This window comes from Kiritimatiella glycovorans, from assembly GCF_001017655.1.
Lineage (GTDB): Bacteria > Verrucomicrobiota > Kiritimatiellia > Kiritimatiellales > Kiritimatiellaceae > Kiritimatiella > Kiritimatiella glycovorans.
This window is the reverse complement of sequence record NZ_CP010904.1, coordinates 835,287-856,009: the sequence shown is the minus strand read 5'-3', so window position 1 is coordinate 856,009 and position 20,723 is coordinate 835,287. Positions and strand designations below refer to the sequence as shown.

Annotated in this window: 22 protein-coding genes; 2 read left to right on the top strand and 20 right to left on the bottom strand. The window is 64.7% G+C overall.

The window, feature by feature from the left end:
• Window positions 1-17: 17 nt before the first annotated feature.
• From L21SP4_RS03610 to L21SP4_RS12885, 7 genes are read right to left on the bottom strand one after another with little or no spacing between them, the layout of a single operon-like run.
• A complete protein-coding gene (locus L21SP4_RS03610; protein WP_052881378.1) occupies window positions 18-1,013 on the bottom strand; it encodes an MlaD family protein in 996 nt (331 codons plus the stop codon).
• Window positions 1,003-1,773 carry an ABC transporter ATP-binding protein gene (locus tag L21SP4_RS03605; RefSeq protein WP_052881377.1) on the bottom strand — a complete coding sequence of 257 codons (771 nt, stop codon included), beginning with the start codon at window positions 1,771-1,773 and terminating at the stop codon, window positions 1,003-1,005. The genes L21SP4_RS03610 and L21SP4_RS03605 overlap by 11 nt, the downstream gene beginning before the upstream one ends.
• The gene (locus L21SP4_RS03600; RefSeq protein WP_052882952.1) at window positions 1,770-2,537 is read right to left on the bottom strand and encodes an MlaE family ABC transporter permease; all 768 of its coding nucleotides are present in this window, start codon (window positions 2,535-2,537) and stop codon (window positions 1,770-1,772) included. The genes L21SP4_RS03605 and L21SP4_RS03600 overlap by 4 nt, the downstream gene beginning before the upstream one ends.
• A 58-nt stretch (window positions 2,538-2,595) precedes the next feature.
• Window positions 2,596-4,047 (bottom strand): hypothetical protein, encoded by a 1,452-nt coding sequence (locus tag L21SP4_RS03595; protein ID WP_144413740.1) that lies wholly within the window; start codon window positions 4,045-4,047, stop codon window positions 2,596-2,598.
• The gene (glmM, locus tag L21SP4_RS03590) at window positions 4,044-5,408 is read right to left on the bottom strand and encodes a phosphoglucosamine mutase (RefSeq protein WP_052881375.1); all 1,365 of its coding nucleotides are present in this window, start codon (window positions 5,406-5,408) and stop codon (window positions 4,044-4,046) included. The genes L21SP4_RS03595 and glmM overlap by 4 nt, the downstream gene beginning before the upstream one ends.
• The gene (locus tag L21SP4_RS03585) at window positions 5,401-6,612 is read right to left on the bottom strand and encodes a hypothetical protein (RefSeq protein WP_052881374.1); all 1,212 of its coding nucleotides are present in this window, start codon (window positions 6,610-6,612) and stop codon (window positions 5,401-5,403) included. Before L21SP4_RS03585 ends, glmM begins: the two co-directional genes overlap by 8 nt.
• 19 nt (window positions 6,613-6,631) lie before the next feature.
• Window positions 6,632-6,805, bottom strand: coding sequence for a lipopolysaccharide assembly protein LapA domain-containing protein (locus L21SP4_RS12885; protein ID WP_144413739.1), 174 nt, complete (start codon window positions 6,803-6,805; stop codon window positions 6,632-6,634).
• A gap of 382 nt (window positions 6,806-7,187) precedes the next feature.
• Between L21SP4_RS12885 and L21SP4_RS03580 the strand changes: the two genes are divergently transcribed.
• Entirely contained in the window at window positions 7,188-8,036 is an 849-nt protein-coding gene (locus tag L21SP4_RS03580) for a hypothetical protein (protein WP_082116499.1), read from the top strand.
• Here the strand turns inward: L21SP4_RS03580 and gspD are convergent.
• From gspD to L21SP4_RS03515, 13 genes are all read right to left on the bottom strand, one after another.
• Window positions 8,026-10,176, bottom strand: coding sequence for a type II secretion system secretin GspD (gene gspD / locus L21SP4_RS03575; RefSeq protein WP_082116498.1), 2,151 nt, complete (start codon window positions 10,174-10,176; stop codon window positions 8,026-8,028). The two genes, L21SP4_RS03580 and gspD, sit on opposite strands and share 11 nt — an antisense overlap.
• Complete coding sequence (gene gspM, locus L21SP4_RS03570; protein ID WP_052881371.1) at window positions 10,166-10,723, bottom strand: type II secretion system protein GspM; 558 nt, start codon at window positions 10,721-10,723, stop codon at window positions 10,166-10,168. Before gspM ends, gspD begins: the two co-directional genes overlap by 11 nt.
• Window positions 10,720-12,063: a PilN domain-containing protein gene (locus L21SP4_RS03565; protein ID WP_052881370.1), complete on the bottom strand. Its 1,344-nt coding sequence runs from the start codon at window positions 12,061-12,063 to the stop codon at window positions 10,720-10,722. Before L21SP4_RS03565 ends, gspM begins: the two co-directional genes overlap by 4 nt.
• 153 nt (window positions 12,064-12,216) lie before the next feature.
• Window positions 12,217-13,305 (bottom strand): type II secretion system minor pseudopilin, encoded by a 1,089-nt coding sequence (locus L21SP4_RS03560; protein ID WP_052881369.1) that lies wholly within the window; start codon window positions 13,303-13,305, stop codon window positions 12,217-12,219.
• Window positions 13,265-13,981, bottom strand: a complete 717-nt coding sequence (locus L21SP4_RS03555; RefSeq protein ID WP_052881368.1) for a PulJ/GspJ family protein — start codon at window positions 13,979-13,981, stop codon at window positions 13,265-13,267. The genes L21SP4_RS03560 and L21SP4_RS03555 overlap by 41 nt, the downstream gene beginning before the upstream one ends.
• Window positions 13,956-14,348 (bottom strand): type II secretion system protein, encoded by a 393-nt coding sequence (locus L21SP4_RS03550; RefSeq protein ID WP_052881367.1) that lies wholly within the window; start codon window positions 14,346-14,348, stop codon window positions 13,956-13,958. Before L21SP4_RS03550 ends, L21SP4_RS03555 begins: the two co-directional genes overlap by 26 nt.
• A complete protein-coding gene (locus tag L21SP4_RS03545; protein WP_082116496.1) occupies window positions 14,345-14,926 on the bottom strand; it encodes a pilus assembly FimT family protein in 582 nt (193 codons plus the stop codon). The genes L21SP4_RS03550 and L21SP4_RS03545 overlap by 4 nt, the downstream gene beginning before the upstream one ends.
• Complete coding sequence (gene gspG, locus L21SP4_RS03540) at window positions 14,832-15,248, bottom strand: type II secretion system major pseudopilin GspG (RefSeq protein ID WP_052881365.1); 417 nt, start codon at window positions 15,246-15,248, stop codon at window positions 14,832-14,834. Before gspG ends, L21SP4_RS03545 begins: the two co-directional genes overlap by 95 nt.
• A gap of 14 nt (window positions 15,249-15,262) precedes the next feature.
• On the bottom strand, window positions 15,263-16,513 hold the full coding sequence (locus tag L21SP4_RS03535; protein WP_052881364.1) for a type II secretion system F family protein: 1,251 nt from the start codon (window positions 16,511-16,513) through the stop codon (window positions 15,263-15,265).
• A 4-nt stretch (window positions 16,514-16,517) separates the two neighbouring features.
• The gene (locus tag L21SP4_RS03530) at window positions 16,518-17,585 is read right to left on the bottom strand and encodes a M42 family metallopeptidase (protein ID WP_052881363.1); all 1,068 of its coding nucleotides are present in this window, start codon (window positions 17,583-17,585) and stop codon (window positions 16,518-16,520) included.
• A gap of 30 nt (window positions 17,586-17,615) precedes the next feature.
• Window positions 17,616-18,230 (bottom strand): exonuclease domain-containing protein, encoded by a 615-nt coding sequence (locus L21SP4_RS03525; RefSeq protein ID WP_052881362.1) that lies wholly within the window; start codon window positions 18,228-18,230, stop codon window positions 17,616-17,618.
• 538 nt (window positions 18,231-18,768) lie between these two features.
• Window positions 18,769-19,503 (bottom strand): sulfite exporter TauE/SafE family protein, encoded by a 735-nt coding sequence (locus L21SP4_RS03520; RefSeq protein ID WP_052881361.1) that lies wholly within the window; start codon window positions 19,501-19,503, stop codon window positions 18,769-18,771.
• 1 nt (window position 19,504) lies between these two features.
• Window positions 19,505-19,786 carry a DUF503 domain-containing protein gene (locus L21SP4_RS03515; protein ID WP_052881360.1) on the bottom strand — a complete coding sequence of 94 codons (282 nt, stop codon included), beginning with the start codon at window positions 19,784-19,786 and terminating at the stop codon, window positions 19,505-19,507.
• Window positions 19,787-20,094: 308 nt separating this feature from the next.
• On the opposite strand from L21SP4_RS03515, the gene L21SP4_RS03510 reads away from it, so the two are divergent.
• Window positions 20,095-20,706, top strand: a complete 612-nt coding sequence (locus L21SP4_RS03510) for an ankyrin repeat domain-containing protein (RefSeq protein ID WP_052881359.1) — start codon at window positions 20,095-20,097, stop codon at window positions 20,704-20,706.
• The last annotated feature ends 17 nt before the right edge of the window (window positions 20,707-20,723 follow it).

Sequence of the window (20,723 nt, the reverse complement as noted above, 5' to 3'; positions counted from 1 at the left end):
GGCGCCGGATGTCGGCCTCAGAGCGCGCCGAACACCACGGAACTGAAGGTCGTGACCGGGGTCGCCTCGCGAGCGTCGTCCACGGCGGCGCGAAGTTCTTCGATCAGCTGGTCCACTTCGTTGTACAGGCCCTCGTCCCGGATCAGCTTACCCAGCGTGCCTTCGCCCCGTTCCAGCCCCGCGGCGATACGCTTGAGCGAAGCGCTGGTCTCATCCAGGTTCCGGTACACCTCGCCGTCGTCGTGGATCAGACGGCCGAGGGTGCCCTCGCCGGATTCGAGGCGGGCGGCCACATTTTTCAGCGACGACGCCGCCTCGCTCAAATCGCGGTACAGCGTATCGTCCTCCGAGAGCAGCTTGCCGATCGTGCCCCGTCCGCTGCGGAGGCGCCCGCTCACCTCCCGCAGGTCGGCCAGGATCATCTCGAGGTCGCGATACAGCGTGTCCTCGCGGATCAGACGTCCCATGGTACCTTTGCCTTCGCGCAGGTCCCGCGTGATCGCGTTCACGTTCTCCATGGAGTCCTCGAGATTGGCCACGACCCCGCCCTCGCCGAAGGCTTCATTCAGTCGCCGGACCACCTCGGAAGCCTCATCGATCAGGTCGACCGGCACGCGACCCTCGGGAACGGCATCGTCGGGAATGCGCGGCGTGCGGGGGTCTCCCTCATGGATATTCATGAACTTCCCGCCCAGGACCGAGGTGGCCTGCACTTCGATCCGGTATCCGCGGTGCAGGTCCACCGGCTGCTCGAGTTTCGCCGTGACCGTCACGCCCCGGTCGCCGATGCGGATATCCTTCACGCTGCCGATGCGGACACCCCGCATGAACACATTATCGCCTTCGCGCAGTCCGCCGACGTCTTCGAAGGACACCTCCAGCGGATAGGACTTCTCGAAGACATTCTCCCTGCTGAGCACGATCGTGAAGATGCCGAGCGCCAGAAGCACGATAAAGACGAAGAATCCCACGAGCACTTCCGCCGGCGTATCGGGATTGTTTTTAAGTTTCACTGATCTTCTCCTTCAGCCATGGATCTTCCGCTCTTATATGCTGTGACTCCAAAAACCGCCGGACTTCCGGATGCTCGGACCGGATGAATCCGTCCGGGGCGGCATGTTCCACGATGCGGCCTTCGTGGAGCATAACGATTCGCGTCCCTATGGAAAGCGCGCTGTGCAGGTCGTGGGTCACCACCACATTGGTGACCCCGACTTTCGCGCGCATGTCGGCGATCAGTCCGTCGATGAGGCGGGAGGTGACCGGGTCCAGGCCCGAGGTCGGTTCATCGTAGAGCACGATCTCCGGTTTCCGGACGATCGCCCGCGCCAGCCCCACCCGCTTGCGCATGCCTCCGGACAGATCGGCGGGCATTTTTTCCGTATCGTCGCCCAGTCCCACCAGATCGAGCGCCTCGCGGACCCGGCCGTCGATCTCCGCTTCGCGCGCTCCCGTGCGCTCCCGCAGCGGCAGGGCGACGTTGTCGTAGACGCTCATCCACTGCAACAGGGCCGCCCCCTGAAAGAGCATTCCGAAGCGTTCACGGATACGTTCGAGTTCGCGGTCCGGGGCGGCGCTGATCTCGTCCTCGCCGATCCGCACCCGTCCTTCATCCGGGGTGAGCAGGCGAACCATATGCTTGAGCATGACGCTCTTCCCCGCGCCGGAGCGTCCGACGATAACGGCGGTTTCTCCGCGCTCGATGCGAAAGTCGACCGCGTCGAGGACCGGGCGCCCTCCGAGTGCTTTACTGACCTGTTCGAAGCGAATCATGAATAGAACAGCCGGGTTACGAAGTAGCCGAGCACCAGGATGAGCAGGAACGATACGATCACCGTCTTGCGCGTGCTGCGCCCCACCCCGACCGCCCCGCCCGTGGTCGCGAACCCCTGGTGGCACGCGACCGTGGCGATGATGATCCCAAACAGCAGCGCCTTGAACAGTCCCACGTAGAGATCCTTGTTCGCCGCATACATGGTGGCGTTATCGAAATACGCCGCAAACGAGACCCCGAGCTGGGTCGCGCCCACGACCGCGCCGCCGAGAATGCCGACCAGGTTTGAATAGACGGTAAGTACGGGCATCATCACGGCCAGGGCCACCAGCCGCGGCAGGACGAGAAAGCTGTGCGGGTCGATCGACATGACCTCGAGCGCGGCCACCTCCTCCGAGACGGTCATGGTCCCGAGCTGAGCGGCGATCGCGGACCCCACACTCGCGGCGATAATGAGCCCGGTCATAAACGGCCCCATTTCACGCAGCATCACCACCGTCACCGCCGTTCCGATATGGGCCTGCTGACCGAAGCGCCGCAGTTCGAGCCCGGTCTGCAGGGCCAGGATCATACCCGTGAAGAGCGCCACCACGGTGATGACGCCCAGGCTCCTGATCCCCGTAACGAAACACTGGCGCATGAACTCGGGCCGGCGGCGCGGCGAGAGCACGGCAGGCAGGATTCGGAACGAGCGCAGCGACATCAGCACGGCCCGCCCGGAATTGCGCAGGGTGAGCAGCACGAGCTGCCCCAGGCGCCCCATCGCGGTAGCCGGGACCGGAATATATTCGGGTTCGCGAGTGATCAAGCCCTCACTCCTTTCAGAAACGAAAGATATACAGGATTCGGCGGGGCCTTTCCACCCTGTCTGAATCGTACCCTATCAATCCCTTCAGGACCGACCATCTATAGGCGCGTTCCTCTTCTTCACGGTCGACCCCGAACTCGAACAGCGGAAAGACGGACGTACGCCAGGAACCTTCGCCGTCGCCACGCCGGCGGAACAGACCCCACAGCGCCGTACGGCGGACTTCGCCCGGCCGCGGCCCGCGCTCAGCTTCGTAAAGGGTCCAGAAGGGCGCGTAGTGGCGCTCAATGGGTTCGAGATCGGGAAACGGGGACAGCGCGGGGGCGCGGAAGCAACTTTTTCCGTTATAACTTGTGTGTCGGAAAAACGGCCAGATCCGCAGCCGCCGCTTCCGCCACGGTCCGGAATCACCGGTCACCGATGCGTCCCCCTCCGCGCGCCAGTAGAGGAACGGCAGCACGTGCACGTGGCGTACGCGCTCACCTGCATGCAGGATATCTTTCGAACGCACGACGGGCCAGAAGAAGAATTCGCTCCTGATGCCGGGTGTTTCCTTCCAGCCGTAGAGCGGCCACAGGTAAGCGCGTCGAGTGCGGCCGCCCTGCTGACGCTGCACAAACGGCCAGGGGGCGTGCAGGATGGTTTCTCCATCGCGTTCCGTGTAGCGGAAAAACGGGGGTAGGACATAACGGGTGCGCTCGTCGTTCACATGCCCGCCGCCCGCGAAAGGAAACAGCATCCAGGCTTCTCCGGAACGATGCTCGCGCTCATAGCGGGCATGCGTCCAGACGGGCCAGAGCAGGAAGGACTTCTCGTAGGCGCCCTCCTTGACGGCGCGCCCGCACAGCGGAAAAAGACGGTCGCGCCGCAGCCCGTCGCCGCGCGTGCGCGAGAACACGGGCCAGAGCACGGTACGGGCGGTGCCGTCCGGCCCCTCCCGCTCGAGGTAGAGCGGAAAGAGCAGCCACGAGAACCGTTCCTGTCCGAGGAAGTCATGGACGGACCCGCCGAGCGGGAACACACCGAGATAGGGCTCGCCGTCCTCGTCGATGCCGTCGAAATAAAACGGGATGAGCCAGCGTCGGCGGCGGCCGTCTTCATCCCGCCGGTCGAAATCTCTGGAAAACAGGAACACCAGTCCCCGCCCCGTCTCCTCCTCGCCTTGAATGCGTCGGACGTAGAGGGGCCAAACATATTCAGTACGCCGCGTCCCTTCTTTCGCGTTCTTGATCCGGATCCGGAACGGCCGCCACGCCGTCATGGAGCCCGCTCCCGGCTCAGCGCGGTGTTCGTAGAACGGGCCTGCGGCCGTCCGGTGTACCGCGCCCGAGGCCGTGCGGCACTCGTACCAGAACGGACCCCAGTCGTGGATCTCCATTTCGGAGGCCGACGCGGAAGCGGTCAGCCAGACGGACGCGCATCCCGCGATCCCCATGGCGATCCTATACTGTGCGCGGAGCTTCATGCGCCGAGATGCTCCCGGACCACGGCGGAGAGCGATTCGGCGAGGCGCGTAGTCGTGGCTTCGTCGGGCCCCTCCACCATGACGCGGCAGAGCGGCTGCGTGCCGGAGTAACGGATCAGGACACGCCCGCGGTCGCCGAGTTCGGTCTCCGCCGCAGACACCGCCTCCCGCAACGGGGGTACGTCGTCGATCGACTTCTTTTCGGCCACGTCAATATTGATCAGCCGCTGGGGAGCCAGTTTCATGACATCCGCCAGTTCGGAGAGGGGTTTCCCGCTCGTACGCATGATGGCCAGCACCTGCAGCGCGGACACGATGCCGTCGCCGGTGGTATGGATATCCGAGAAGATCAGGTGCCCGGAAGACTCCCCTCCCAGCACGGCGCCCCGCTGCTTCATTCTTTCCAGCACGTAGCGGTCGCCCACTTTGGCGCGTTCGACGTTCACACCCAGGTCCTGCATCGCGGTCATGAACCCGAAGTTCGTCATCTGCGTGCCGACCACGGTATCGTTCGCGAGCCGTCCCTCGCCTTTCCAGGCCTTCGCGCAGATAGCCAGCAGGTGATCCCCGGTCAGCACCCGCCCGTGCTCATCCACCGCGATCAGCCGGTCGCCGTCGCCGTCAAAGGCCAGTCCCGCGTCGGCTCCGCCGGCGCGCACTTTCTCGATCAGCGTTTCGGGATACTGCGAACCGCATGCCTCGTTGATATTCATGCCGTCCGGGCGGTTGAAGATGGTCTCCACTTCGGCACCCAGTTCGCTGAATATGACCGGCGCGCACTGGTAGGTGGCCCCGTTGGCGCAGTCCAGGACCAGTTTGATCCCGTCTAGGTCGCAGGCATCGGGAAAGCTCCGTTTACAGAATTCGATGTAGCGCCCCTTTGAATCCTCGATGCGCCGCGCCTTCCCGATCTCTTCGGGAGCTGCCCCCATCGCGCTCAGGTTATCCGCGCGCACCAGCTCCTCGATCTCGCGCTCTTCGTCGTCGGGCAGCTTGGTGCCGCTGCGGGAGAAAATCTTTATGCCGTTATCATGAAACGGATTATGGGACGCGGAAATCACGATCCCCGCATCGGCGCGCATGCTGTGGGTGATATAGGCGAGACCGGGGGTCGGGATGGGCCCCACCAGGAGCACATCGACCCCCATCGAACAGATACCCGCCGTCAGCGCGCTCTCAAGCATGTAGCCGCTGAGTCTCGTGTCCTTGCCGATCACGATTTTCGGGCGCATCTCCTCCTGGCGGTGGTGGCGCTTGCAGACATGCGCCGTCGCACGCGCGATGGCCATGATCATTTCCGCCGACATCGGGCCGCTGTTGGCGAGGCCGCGGACGCCGTCGGTGCCGAAGAGTTTATCCATGATTCCGATCCTCCGTTGTTCCGATATCCATGACGGACGCGACGATGCCGTCGAGCCATTCCGTGCCTGCTGATCTGGCCGCTTCGGGCCACCCGCGCACGGCTTCGATATAAGGGGTTTCCCGGTCCGCGGCATCGAGCACCTCACCCAACGCTCCGCCGGGTTCCGGCATCTGCTCGAGCCCGGAGCGAAAGGCACGCAGCGCGTCCTCACGGCTCGCCCATCCCTCGGCGAAGGCGCGTTGATGCCGGTCGCGCGGCGCGGCGCCGACCTTTGCGGCGAGCTGGCGCAGGCGCTTCACGCGTTCCTCGAACGCGCCGTCGAGCAGCTCCAGCGCTCCGACCCGGCAGGCCTCGGCGTACTCCGCGCCGGCGGTAAAGACGGCCCGCACCCGCGCGTACCACACACGCAACGCCAGCAGATTGCCGATAAAACCATAATTGGCCGCGATGCGCGGACCCAGTTCGCCGAAGCGCGCCGGATCGTAGGAGCGGCTGCGCGCCTGCGGCTGAGCCGGGACCACCAGCTGCCCGCACTCCGTGACATCCTCGCGGCAGATGCAGCCGGCGGCGATCACCGTACCGAAGGCGATCCGGCGCGGACCCACCAGCCCGCCCTGCCCTCCCAGGAAAATAGGCGGCTGATCGAGCATGACGCCGCGGGGCACGTCGCCGATAAGCGAAGGCGTGGCCTTGTCCTGGTGCGGGGTGAAGTTGAAATGGATATACGAGGACCCGACCTCACTGTGATGACGGCGGCTGGTACCGCCGGCCATGAGCACGTCGCAGAAATTGATCAGGCTTCCCAGCGTGACGAACGGAAGCAGCACGGTCTGTTTGAGACCCACCGCGTGGGCGCCGCCGGCCTGTTCCTCGATCAGGGTGCCCGCCCGGACCTGGGCCTGCGGCCCCATCGACGCGCCGTCGAGCATCACGGCGTCCGTCGCCGAGCCGGAGGCGATACGAACCCCGCGGCCGAGCCGGACATTGTGCAGGGCGACAGGACCCTCCGCCCCCAGTGTACAATCCGGACCGATCGAGGTCGACGGGCCCGTGACGCGGCAGCCGGGATGGAGCACCGTTCCGGGCGCGATGCGGCCGGGGTCGACGTCACGACCGATATGCACCGAGCCGGGGTCCTCCATGCGCACACCGCGCCGGGTCAGTTCATCGACGAGGGTGCCGCCGTTCGATTCCGCATTCATGACGTACCGGAGAACCTTTCTACCTCAGCAAAAAACCGATCACTACGCCCGCGGCGGTGAACCCCAGCAGCACCAGGGCGAGCTGCGCCTTCTTCACCGTGAAAAGGAGCAGGTTCAGATCGATGTGACCGCGGTTGAATATATAGAGCAGCACGCATACGCCGATCAGCACCAGTGCCCAGATCATCCTCATAACGTCCCCCTCGCCGTTTAATTCAGCGCGATAACGGATACGGGGTGACAGTGTTGCGTCTTGCCCGCCGCGTGTCTAGGAGAGAGTGAGGGGGATGGAGGGGGAATCGGAATCGGAGTGGGAGACCTGAGACCTGAAACCTGAGTAAGAGGCTCGGAATCGGAGTGGGAGACCTGAGACCTGAAACCTGAGTAAGAGGCTCGGAATCGGAGTGGGAGACCTGAGACCTGAAACCTGAGTAAGAGGCTCGGAATCGGAGTGGGAGGCCTGAGACCTGAGCAAGACATCGATTTTCGCCGCGAAGGAGATAAAGCTCTCTGACCCCGGCGGGGGCGATCGCTGAAGGCTTGCCGTAAAGCGCGGCGGGTGGGATAATCCGGTCATGAAAAGGAACGCGAGATTGCTGATGCTGTGCGTGCTGTTCGCTGCCGCGGAGTGGGTCTCCGGTGCGGAGCGAACATATGAGATGTATTCCTGCGGTGCACTTTCGCCGGAGCAGTGCCGCGAGATGGCGCAGGCGTGGATGAGCGAAGAAAGCAAACTCATCGTGCTCCCGAAGAGCGGCCGGCTCTTCGTGCACGCGACCGAAGAGGAGCACCGCCGGCTGAGGGATCTGGTCGATGCGGCGAGCAGACCGCGTAAAAACATCATGATCCGGGTCGAATTCGCCGGCGAAGGCTCCGGCAGGCGCCGCGGGGCGTACGTGCGCCCGGACCGGCAGATCGTGTTTGACGACGGCGGGGTGTCGGATTACCGGATCGAGGGCGGGCTGACCTTTCAGAACTCTTCACAGTCGCGCCGGACGGTGCAGACCCTGACCGTAATGAGCGGAGGCTCCGCGCGTCTCCGCGTCGGCGAGCAGGTTCCGTACCTCGACTGGTTTGTCCGCAGGGGCCGGTTCTGGGGGTACATCGGGACCGAACTCAAGTGGCGCGATGTGGGGTCCTTCCTGGTCGTGCAGCCCGAGATCGTCGGCGACGACCTGATCCGCGTCACACTGACGCCCGAGCTGAGCGGAGTGGTGGACGGCGATCCCTACCGCGTGAAATACGAGAAAGTCGAAACCGAGGTCACCGTCGCCGACGGCGCCACGATCCGCATCGGCGGCCTGGACCGCAACCGGGAGTTCTACGAGCGTTTCCTGGTCGGGGGCGAACGCGGTGAACAGATCCGGAACCTGGACATCCGGCTCACGCCCCGCATTCTGAGCGCGCGGGGGTTCAGCCGCTGAGGCCGGTTCCGGCCTCCGGCGGCGCTTTCCGCAGCTCTTTAAGCGGTCGGTCCTCGTCCAGCATATCGCCGCTGTCCGTCTTTTCGCGCAGCTCACGCGTGATCCGTTCGGCCTCCCCGGGACTGGTCAACACGTAGGGCGTAAGCAGAACCAGCAACTCTGAGCGGCGGTTCTCATCGCTGTCGCTCTTGAACAGACGGCCGAGCAGCGGGATGTCGCCGAGCACCGGAATCTTCGCTTCCGATCCGCGGTCCTCGCTGTTGACCAGCCCCCCGAGCACGACCGTCGCGCCGTCGTCCACCGCCACCGAGGCGCTGATCTCGCGTTTCAGCACCACCGGCACTTCGTTATCGTCGATCGTCACCGTATCCCCGACCTGGTCCGCCGTCTGGAGGATGTCCATAATGACGAAGTTCTCCGGGTTGATGTGCGGTGTCACCGTAAGCTGGATCCCGATATCCTTGTACTCGAAGCGCGAACTCGCCACCCCACCCTCGCTGAGGCTGGTGGAGGTCACAATCGGACGCTGTTCGCCGATGATGATCTTTGCCTCCGTGTTGTCGGTGGTCAGGACCACCGGCGTGGAGAGGATGCGCGCATCGGAGGCCGAGGCGGCGAGATTGACCACCGCCTTGAAATCGGCGTCGGCGAGCGTGGTGTAATACGTCAGTTTGCCGGGGGATATCAGGTTCGTCGCGGCGCTCAGGAACGGGGTCTTATCGGAGGCAAATCCGAATGCGTACTCCTCGTTCTCATGCGCCAGCTTCTGGAGCCAGTTGATGCCCGTCTCCAGCTTGTCGCTGAGCTGCACCTCGATAATGGCCGCTTCGATGAGGACCTGCGAAAGCATGACGTCGAGATCGCGGATAATGGTCTTGATGGCGGCGATATCGCCCTTGCGCCCCATCAGCAGGAGCGAGTTGGTTCTCATATCCGCCAGGATCTTGGTTTCGGCGGACAGCTTGCCGATATCGGCTTCAGCCGCCCCGGACTCGACCCGCGCGGCGAAACCCCGCCGTTCGAGGAACTCATTGATGCGCTGGCTCACGCGCTGGGATTCGCCGTCACCCGGCGTCGCCGCACCGCCCTCGGTCCGGTCTTCCGAGGCCGCGCCCACAAACTGATTCAGAATCCCTGAAATCTCCTCGGCATCGGCGTACTCGAGTTTGAGCACCTCGACGGTCACGGCCGGCTCGACCGGGACGTCGAGCACATTGATGATGTTGTCAAAGAAATCGAAGTTATCCGGCCGCGAAAAGACGATCAGGATATTGGTGCGCTCGTCCGACACGATCTGAACAAATCCGTCGAACATCTCGTCCCTGCCGCTTCCCGCGGGCCGAGCTCCCCCGCCCGCTCCGGGCGCGGAGTCCGAATCGCCGTTCCCTTTCCCGTCCGGCGGCCGCATCACACCCGGCGGGGCCTGTCGGCGTGCCTGAGGCGCCTTGCCTCCGCCGCGGTCCTCCTGGACCACGTCGATCAGCTCCTGAAGCTTTTTGGCTACATCGCCGGCTTTCGCGTGGGAGAGCTGGTAGATGCGCGGCTCGATCTTCTCCGGAGCGCGATCGATGAACTTCAAGACCTCAAGCAGCCGTTTCATATTGTCGGCCGCCGCGGTGATGATCAGGCTGTTGCTGCGCTCGAGCGACTGAATATTCCCGTACCCGTGCAGCATGGGCTTGAGAGTCTCCTGGGCTTCGAGGGCCGTCACGTGGTCCACGCTGACGATCCTCGTGACCGGCTGCGACGATTCGGGCAGCCCCCGGCTGTCTTCGATGATGCCGATGTCCACACCGTCCCTCTGCACCTCCGCGGCGGGCACCACTTTGAGGAACTTCTTTCCCGCCGGCACAAGCCCCACGTCATGCATGGCCAGGACGGTTTCGATCGCCTGCTTCGCCTCATCGCGGGTGAGATCACGGCCGCGCAGCGTGATCTTCGCATCGACCTTCGGATCGCGGATGATGGTGCGTTTCGTCCATTCCGCGTACAGGTTGAGCACCTGATCCAGGGGCGCGGACTCAAAACTCAACGAGATCGTGGCTTCCTGCTCCGCGCCCGGCGCCGGCGCGCACACCGCAGTCAGCGCCAGGATCCCCACCAGCCCGCTCTTCAACCACCGCCCTGCGTTACGTCTCATCGGTCTGCTTCTCCTCCCGGTCGTCCGCGCGCCGGTATGCACAGAAAATACTCATGGTCCCTTGTAATACGTCCCCCTCCTTCTGCGAAGGAGAAATATACAGCTGGCGGATATCGAAACGCCACTTCTGCTGCTGGAGATCGAAGAGAAAACGGGTGATCGCCTCGAGCGAACCCTGCCAGTGGCACGATACGGAGATTTCGCACAAGGCCCCCGCTTTTTCCTCCGGGGTCGGCTGAGTGCGTAATAGTTCGAGTTCGTGCCGGTCTGCGATCGACTTGATATCCTTCAAAAGCTTCGGCGTGACCGAAATGTTTTCTTTATAGACCGGAACCTTTTCCCGCACCTCGGCAAGCCGGTCGGACCAGGCGGCGCTGCGATCCAGGATCCCCCGGTACAGCGAGATGCGCGTCTCCAGTTCCTCACGCTCCCCGGCCATTTCGCTCCAGCGCCGCAGGGCAGGCACGCCGAACGCATAGGTCAGTCCGGCCAGCACCACGGCCAGCGTGATCCAGGCCAGCACCATCTCTCTCGGGCGGAACGTCATGCCTCGTCCTCCAGCACGGCGGTCACGGAAAACTGCGAGACCCGCTTTCCTTCGCGCCGCTCCGTCATGACGCGCTGGTCCCGCAACTCTGCGAAGAGTTCCGTCGTCGCCAGACGTTCGAAAAACTCGTAGACCGTCTGGTCGTCCGGCCCGCTGCCGCGCAACGCCAGCGCCCGGTTCTTGCGGTAGTGATAAGCGGAGAGTTCCACGCCCTCCGGAAGCAGCCCGCTGACTTCGCGCAGGCATTCCAGCGCCGAACGCGACCGATCCCCGAACTGCTCCATCGAACGGATCCGCCGCTGAATTTCGCGCGCCTCTTCGGCGGGCGCCGCCATCGACTCCGCCTTCGCGCGCAGTTCCTCGACCGCCGACTGCCGCAGCTCCCAGGCGACCCATCCCGAGAGAAGCAGCGCCGCCCAGATCCCGGCCAGCGCCGCCGTGGCCTTGTAGAACCTGCGGCGCCCTATCCGCTCCCGGCGCTGACGGCGCGGCGCCTCCGGAACGAGATTGACTCCCCGCCCCGCTTCGGCGCGACGGGCCACGGCGGCGGCGAGCGGCTCCAGCTCACCCGTGTCGCGGTAGACGGCTTCAGCGCCCGTCCGCTTCGCCAGGGCCGCAGCCAGCGATTCCTCCTCCGCCCCGCTCCATACTTCAATGCGGGCGGGGCCCGGCAGTTCACCCAGATCGGACTCGAGCGACGCAAGCGTGTATTCGAGTTCGCGCGCCAGTCGGGCCGCACGCGATTCGTCGTCCTCACCCTCCGGCCCATCGAGCACCCGCAACGCGACCGGAGAGCCTTCGGAACACAGGAGCATGTCCACGCCCCCGCCCTCGAACATCAACACCGTACTGACGCCCTCATCCGGCAATGAGACCCGCGGACGTATCATCGACCACCACGCCAGCACGGCCACGTCCATTCCGCAGAGCCATGATCCGCGCTCACGATACTCTTCCAGACACCGGTCGATACGGTCGCGCCGGACCGCGGCCACGGCCGCCCGGGTGCTTCGCTCCCGGCGCTCCAGCACCTCGTAGTCGTAATAGAGCTGGGCGGCGGGAAACGGGCAGGTGGCGTCCAGCTGCAGCTCCGCCATCCCGGCCAGCTCATCGTCTTCCGTGGAGGGGAGATCCACGATGCGGAGAAACACCTCGCGGCTCCCGAGCACGGCGACCCACTCGTCATTCGCCCGCGCCTCCGCCGCCAGCTCTTCCACGGCAGACGCATGCCCCACGTCCAGGCTCACCTCGCCGTCGCGAGTGCGACGAAGCACAGCGCCGTCCACTTCCGTCCCGCCGGAAGCCACCACGGATCTGATCGTTCGTGTGCGCAACTGCATGAGAACCTATCTTTATACGCCCCGGCGAAGCCGTTCAGCAAAATATTACGCGTTAGAATCGGGTTACGGGTCTTACTCTCACTCTCTTACTCAGGTCTCAGGTCTCAGGTTTCTCACTCCCTCTCAGGTCTCCCACTCCCTCTTACTCAGGTTTCAGGCCTCAGGTTTCTCACTCCCTCTCAGGTCTCTCACTCCCTCTTCCTCCCACTCTGACTCTGATTCTAACTCTGACTCAAATCCATCCCCCCCCTCCCCTTCTTCCCAGAGGACCGGCATCAGTTCGCCGCCGCTTCTGCGGAAGATCCCTTCCAGCGCGTAAACCGCATCGCCGACCCTGCCGCGGGACCGGATGCGGTAGTACCGGACCCGGGTGGTGAGCGCATCGCCTTCGAGCCCGGCCTCCTGCACGGTCTCGAATCCGTCGTCGAAGGTGCCGGCGATCCCGTCCGGTCCCAGGCGTCCTTCAAGGACCGTCGCGATCTGATTCTCGTCCAGGGCCATCACCGTCCACAGCGTATTTTCGTCGGCCGCGTTGATATGGAGTTTATCACCACCCCAGACCGTAAGGCTGTCGGCGATACCTTCGTAGCGCGTGCCGTCATCGGCCACCCCGCCGTATACGATCTCACGCGTGAAATGCTTGATCAGAAGCAGCTCGTCGACCGTGTCCAGCGGGGCGTCCTTCACCTCGTAGCCCCGCTCGCGGTAGTACGGGTCGTCCGATTCGGCGCCGTTGAGCCGGTGCAGGTCGTTCTCGTCGATCCAGTCGAGAAAACAGTCGATCAGCGAGTCCCACAGCGTCGAAGGCACCCCGCCGCGGGCGAGCAGCTCCTTCCATTCGTCGACGGAGAGCTGGTGGACATTGCGCCGGGCGTTCTCGGGTATGATATCGATCTCGAACCGGCCCGCGCCGAGTGGGTGGAGGTGACGACGGACCGGGACCCCGCGCGACACCAGCTGCGCCGCGACGGAGAATTCGTCGGCCGGATCGAACTGATCGGCGAAGGCGGTGCGGTCTCGGTCGAGCAGCGCGCGGGCGTAGGCGATCCCGGCCTCCGCCAGGGCGCGCGCCTTGAACCTCTTGCGCTGAAGCGAGGCAATCCGCGCCTCCACGTGCATCTCGAACGCGAACGTGCTGACGAGCGTCGAAAGCAGCAGGACCACCCACAGGGCCACGATCAGCGCGGACCCCCGGTCCTGCTCAACGCGCCTCTTCGGTTTTCTCTTCCTCCCGATCCTCATCGAAATGCACCTTGTTCTCGTCGAACCCGGCCACCGGAATCCGGACCAGACGGCGATACGACACGGGTTCGCTGTCCTCCTCCGGACCTTCGGCATATACCGTAAGCTCCACCAGCGCCGGGATGCGATTGGTATCCTCCCACTCCTCCAGCCACGTCTCGGTCTCGACATCATAGATCCGGCAGTTCAGTCCGCGGACCACCGCGGACACCGATTCGTATTCCAGTTCGCGGCGCGCGTCTTCATCGGCAAACGGTGAGCACATCTTCACCGCCAGACCCGCCTCCCCCGCAACGTCGTCCGCCACGGTCACGTACAGCCGGTGCGTCCCCACCGACCAGGGCGAATCGGGACCCGTAAAGGCGTCGGACGTCGTGACCCAGCTTATCTCGTCGTAGGGCAGCGCCCCGCCGCGGTTGTCGAGGTGAAACCCGTAGGCCTCGCTCTGGTCCCGGAACCAGGCGGCGGACCGCAGGGCGGTGACCAGACGCTCGGCGACGAAATCGCCGTGATGCAACGCCTCGAGGTGCTCCCTGCCCTTGCGCTGCGCGGTGAGCACGGCGGAGAAGGTGCTGAAGGCCATCATGAACGCGATCAGCATCACGGCCACCGCCAGCAGCACCTCGAGCAGGGTGAATCCCCCGCGCCGATCAGTCCTCTTCCGGACGGTACACATACGTCGTCACTTCCTCCGCCCGCTCTTCGCCGCGGTCGCTCCAGAGCACGCGGGTGCTCACCCGGTACAACCCCGGCCGGAACTCGGGGTCCACCGGCTCGATTTCCCGCGTCCACGAATATCCCGCCACCCCCTCGAACGATCCCGAGCGGTCCGAGGCTTCAATATCCTCGCGGTCGAGGGGATGCTCGAGTTCGACCCGATACAGGAACCGGCGCGCATTTTCGTAATGGCGCGCCTTGCGGATGACCGCGAGGCACCGCGAGACGCCGACGAGGATCGCGGAACTGCTGATCCCCAGAATCACCACGGCGAGCAGGACCTCGATCAGCGTCAATCCGCGCTTTGCCGCCCGCCGCCGTTTCATTCAATCACCGCCTTGCCGGCCACGCCGTCGACCGCCACCGTCATCTCATGTCCCTCCGAATCGCGAAGAATGACGCTAAAGCTGTCGCATCGCCCGCCGGGCGTATAGCGTATTCGCACAGGCCCGTCCTCGACGGCCGGATCGTCGCCGACGCGCACCTCCGCTATGTCGATCCCCTCTTCCACCGAACGCACGCGGCGGACCGCGGTCGAGCGCGGGTCGTCGTCTTCGGGTGCGGAGCGTCCGGTGAGAATCTGCATCCGCCCCGTTTCAGGGTCGATCTCCAGCCGCAGGGCCCGCTGCTCGAGCACGGCCCGGCTGCGCGCCCAGCGGTGCATACGCACGAGCGCGCGCGTCGACATCCGGAGCCGGCTCCCCTCGAACGAGCGCGCCATCATCGGAACCGTCACGACGCCCGCGATCATCACGATCGCGACCACGAGCAGCACCTCGATCAGCGAAAACGCCCGCCGCGGCCGGCGCCTACTCCCAGTTCGTGATCGGCTCGCCGCCCTGGGGGCCCAGGGAATGGAGGTCGTAGCCGTGCGGGTTGTGCGTGCCGGGATGTTTATAGACATATTCCTGTCCCCAGGGATCTTCGGGGATACCGCTTTTGAGATAGGGGCCGCGCCAGTTGTCCGCCCCCTCGGGCTGCTTCTCCAGCGCCTCCAGATCATCCGGATAGCGCCCCATATCCAGCTCGTACAGGTCGAGCGCGGTACTGATGCTCTTGAGCGTCGACTCCGCGGCCGCGACGCGCGACTGCTCCACGCGACCGGTAAACCGCGGCACGGCGATCCCGACCAGGATGCCGATGATCACGACCACCAGCAGGATCTCGATCAGCGTGAATCCCTCGCGGGCCGCCCGCCCCGCCGTCCGTCTTTCCTTGCGTTTCATGACGCCTCCTTGTTTCACATCTGCAGTCCGCTGGTGAGGTCGAATACCGCGGTAAGCATACTGATCGCGACAAACCCCACCATGATCGCCACGAAGAGGATCAGGACCGGCTCCAGAATGGTCGTCAGCAGGGCGATGGCATGCTCGAGCCGCCGCTCATACCGCCGCCCGATGTGCCGCAGGGCCCCGGCCAGGTCTCCGGACTGCTCGCCGATCGCCAGCATATCGGTCAGCGCAACCGGGAACACCCCGCCGGCGGCGAGCGGCGCGGCTATGCTCGATCCGTCCGTCACCCGCTCGCGCGCGGCGTGGATCTCGCGGGCGATCACGGCATTGCCGACGGTCTGCTCGACGATCGAGAGCGCCTGGAGGATGGGGACGCCGTTGCGGACCAGGGTCTCCAGTGTCCTCGCGAAATTTGCGTAGGCGTTGGAGGCCGTGATGCCCTTGAGCACCGGCCAGCGGAGCTGGCTGCGGTCCCACCACAGGATCCCGTTCGGCGTACGCAGCCAGCGGCGCGCCAGCCACACCAGCACGCCGAGCACGAGCACGACCGCCCAGCCGTAGTCGAGCAGAAAGCGGCTGCCGCCGATCAGCATCCGCGTCATCAGCGGCAGGGTGCCGCCGAGTTCCTCGAACACGGCGGAGAACCGCGGGATGATAAAGATCACCAGGCCGAGCAGCGTGAGGATCCCCAGGCTGAGCACGATCCCCGGATAGACCAGGGCCATGGCCACTTTCTCCCGCGCACCGTGCACACGCTCGAAGTGCGTACAGAGCGCCTCGAGCGTCTCGGGCAGTGCGCCCGCCGCCTCGCCGGCGCGGATCATGCTGATGTAGAGCGTCGAGAACGTCTTCGGGTAGCGGCTCATCGCCTCGGAAAGCGCGGCGCCCTGCATCACGTCGTCGCGCAGCGACGTCACCAGCTCATCCCGCCCCCGGCCGGTCTTTCTCAAAGCGAGCGTATGCAGGGCGTGGCCCAGTTTCATACCGGAAGAGAGCAGGTCGGCGAGTTCCCGCGAGAACAGGAGATTCTCGCGGGAGGACATGCGGGGGGCGCGGTTGAACCCGAATCCCGAGAAAAGCCGTTTCCGCTCAGCGCTACCCGACCGTCCATCCGCGGCGACCGCCCCCTCCTTCAGTTCGATCGGCACCAGTCCCTGACGCTGAAGCGCGCTCAGCGCGGCGGGGCGACCCGCCGCCTCAAGCCTTCCGCCGGTCTTTTCACCGTGGCGGTCGCGCGCAGTATAGCTGTAGACAGGCATCCGCTCAGAAGGGTTGGAGATCGAGTTTCGTGTCGAGCCGCGCCGTTACGGCCGTGAGCAGCGCTACGGCGCGGTCGAGATCTTTCAGGTCGATGATTTCACAGGGGCTGTGCATGTAGCGCAGCGGAATCCCCAGCAGCCCCGCGGCCACCCCGGCCCGGTTGAGCTGGATCGCGTTCGCGTCGGTCCCGGTCCCGCGCGACTCGGCGGCCACCTGCACGGGAATATCCTCGCGCCGGGCGGTGTCCATGAACAGGTCGAAGATCTTCGGGTGAATGTTCGGCCCCCGGGTCACCACCGGCCCGCCTCCCAAGGTTATTTTGCCATTGCGCTGGACCACCTCGCCCAGCCCGGGGTGGTCGGTGGCAAAGGTCACGTCGACGGCGATTCCGATCTGCGGCTCGATGCCGAAGGCCGCGGTGCGCGCTCCGCGCAGGCCGATTTCCTCCTGCACAGTCGCTACGGCGTGCACTTCGGCCTCGATCTTGCGGCGCGCGAGCCGCCGCGCCGTCTCCAGAATGACGAACGCGCCGGCGCGGTCGTCCAGCGCCTTGCCCGCCGCCCGCCCGCCGGGCCACTCGTCCAGCCCGCGGTCCACCACCACGGGATCGCCGACCTCCACGCGCCGCCTGGCCCCGGCTCTATTCGCGGCCCCGATATCGATCCACAGATCGCGGATGTCCGGCACCTTCTTCCGCTCTTCGCTCTTCTGGAGGTGGATCGGCGCCTTGCCGATCACGCCGTAGACGGTTTCCTTCTTACCCCGGATCTTCACCCGCTGACCCTGCGCGATCTGCGCGTCCCAACCACCGACCGGCGAGATGCGCAGAAAGCCCTGGTCATCGATATGCGTGATCAGAAAGCCGATTTCATCGTAGTGGCCGGCGAGCATGACCCGCACGCCGCCGCCGGGATTGATCACGGCGCGGCTGTTGCCGTGGACGTCGGTTTCCACCGTATCCGCAAACGTGCGCGCCTCTGTCCGCCACACGTCGGCCACATCCCCTTCATACCCTGACGGGCCGATGCTGTTTACCAGTTCGCTCAGAAACTTCTTTGCCGCCTTACGCATGGGTCCTCCCGATCTTCGCTTTGCATTTCTTCAAATCCCGAACCGCTCGCGATAGTAGGCCAGCTCGGCGGCCGAGGCCTTGATGTCATACAAGGCGTCGTGTTCGGCGGCGCGGTCCACGTCCGCCTCCGGAAAGTAGCGCGCCACCTGCTGCGGATCGCTCTTGTTCAGTTCCTCTCCCTCGCCGCGGTCTTTCCATTGAATCTTCAGCGCGCTAACATCCAGCAGCCGGTAGTGCATCCGGGTCAGAAACGCCGGGCAGAAGCGGCGGGCCAGAAACCAGTCGGCGTGGATACTGTTGCCGGCGAGCACCGGTCGCAGTTCGATCTCGTCCTTCGGAAGCCCCAGCCAGCGGTCGATATAATCGCAGAGCAGCCCGTCGATCTCATCCGCCGGGACGGCCTCCGGTCCGCGGCAGCGCTCGATCAACCCCGCCAGATTCCGTTTCACCCAGGAACTCAGCCCGGCATTGCGCGGCAGCCGCACACAGCGGTTGAAATCCTCCTCCGGGGGGTGCAGCCGCTCGAGGTCGCGGTCGGTGATCATCGCCGCGACCTGCAGCAGCCGCGCGTTTTCGAGTTCAAGCGTGGTGTACTCGGTGTCGAACCATACGTACGCGGGTGTAGGCTTCTCCTTTTTCATCATCCCGTCCTTTCGGGGGCTGCCGCTCCGGGACTTGCGCTGCCGGGCGAATACTCGTCTGTCAGACCGGTCACAGTCCGTTCGGTTCAAAGTCTATACCGTAGCGGGAGGAAGGCCGCGACTCAATAACCGCCGCGAAAATCGGCGACCCACCCTTCACAACCCCGGATCCACTCATGCCCGCCGCCAGCGATTCTATCTTACTCAGGTCTCCCCCTCCCTCTCACTCTGATTCTCTTACTCAGGTCTCAGGTCTCAGGTTTCCCACTCAGATTTCCCACTCCCTCTTACTCAGGTTTCAGGTCTCAGGTTTCTCACTCAGATTTCCCACTCCCTCTTACTCAGGTCTCAGGTCTCAGGTTTCTCACTCAGATTTCCCACTCCCTCTTACTCAGGTTTCAGGTCTCAGGTTTCTCACTCAGATTTCCCACTCCCTCTTACTCAGGTTTCAGGTCTCAGGTTTCCCACTCACTCTTACTCAGGTTTCAGGTCTCAGGTTTCCCACTCACTCTTACTCTGCTCCTTCTTCCTCCCCGGCCGCCTACACCAGCAGCATCAGGGCCGCGGCGGCGGCGAGGATGAGGACGACGGTCTCGAACATCTTCTGCGGAATGCGGTAGAGCACGGCGCGGCCGAGCAGCGCGCCTGCGGCGACGGCGGGGAGCAGGGAAAGACCGGACCAGACGATCCCTTTATCCACGATACCGATCCCGGCAAAGACCGGCAGCTTGATCCAGTTCACGACGGCGAAAAAAAGCGCGGCGGTCCCGAGGAACTTTTTTTTGGGGAACCCCATCATCACGAAATAGATCGCCATGATCGATCCCGCGGCGTTGCCCACCGCCGTCGCCCACCCCGCGGCGGCGCCCACGAGCGGCGCGGCCGCCGGGTGACGGCCCGGATTCATGCCCGACAGACGACGCTGAATATCGATCGCCAGCAGTACCAGCACGAGCGCGCCGAGCAGCAGGCGGAATCCGCGGTCGTCCAGCGCATCGAGCGAAAACGCGCCGAGCACGATGCCGGCCAGCACGCCGGGGAGCAGCTTCAACAGCGTACGGAACCGGGCGTGGCGGCAGTAGAAGGACACGGCGAACACGTCGCCGAGAATCAGGAGGATGAGCAGCCGTCCCACCGACTCCCGGGCCGGAAAGGCCAGTGCCATGAGCGGGACGATCACGATGCCCGCGCCGGGCAGGCCGGTCTTGGCGAAACCGACCAGCAAAGCGGCTACCGCGGCCGCCGCCCACTGCACCCAGGTCAGGTCGTCCCACATCTCAACCCATCTCGGTTTCCATATGCGTGACGACGCAGCGGGGTTCCGAGCGCACGAACGTCATCAGCTTCGAGAGGCGCTGCTGAACGGCCTTCGATTCGGAGGCGACGGTCACGAAGGCCAGCTCCGCGAACTTCCATTCGTTTTGGCGCCCCACTTCCGCGACGCTGATGTTCATCCTGTTGCGCGCGCGATCCTTCATGCTCCGGAGCACGGCACGTTTGTCCTTGAGCGACCGCGCTTCGGGGATACTGAGGTGCACACTCAGCGAGCCGATGATCATGATTCTCTCTCCTTACAGACCAGCAGTCAGTCTAGGACATTCGCGCCCATCCGGCAAACCGATCCCGATTGGCCCCAGCGATTCTCATTATGGCTTCACCCTTTTCGGTCGGGGTGGCACCCGACCCTCCCAGTGCCCGAAAATGCGTCGGATATCGACTCGGGAGGGACGGCTGCCACGCCGTCCGCGGTCGGAATGCGGCCATAATGAGAACTGCTGGATTGGCCCTTCCCTTCCGCGATCCAGACCATTAGCCTGTGCGTTTCGATCGAATTACGGTTCAGCATACACGAATCCGGGAGACCGCCATGAATATGCACCCGTCCGTTGCCGCCCTGATCGCCTGCTGCCTCTGTCTCGGCCTCGCACAGGGCTGCGGCAGGGACACCGCCGAATCATCCCCGCCGCCGCAGGAAGCGGAAAAGCAGACGTACACCTCCACCCAGCTTGCGGAAGCGGCCTTTCGAGGCGAGGCCGGAAAGGTGCGCACGATGCTGAAGAGCGGACTGGAGGCCGACGGACGCGACGAACAGAAACGCACCCCGCTGATGCTCGCGTCATTCAACGGCCACGTCGAAACCCTTCGCATACTTCTGAAGGCGGGCGCGGATCCGGACGCTAAAGATATCAACGACCGGACGCCCCTGATGTTCGCCTCCACGGGCGCCTTCCCGGAGGCGGTGCGCCTGCTGCTGCGCCACGGCGCGGACGTCAACGCGGTCGACGGCGGCGAACACTGGTCGCCGCTCATGTTCGCCGCAGGAGAAGGCCATGAGGCCGTCGTCGACGTGCTGCTCGAACACGGCGCGGACCCGTCCCTTAAAGATGCCGACGGCGACACCGCGGCCGACTTCGCACGCGACCGCGGCCATGTCCACCTCGCCCGGAAGATCGGCGCCGGGGACGCCGCGTCAGACTGACTCCCGCGGCGCGGGGT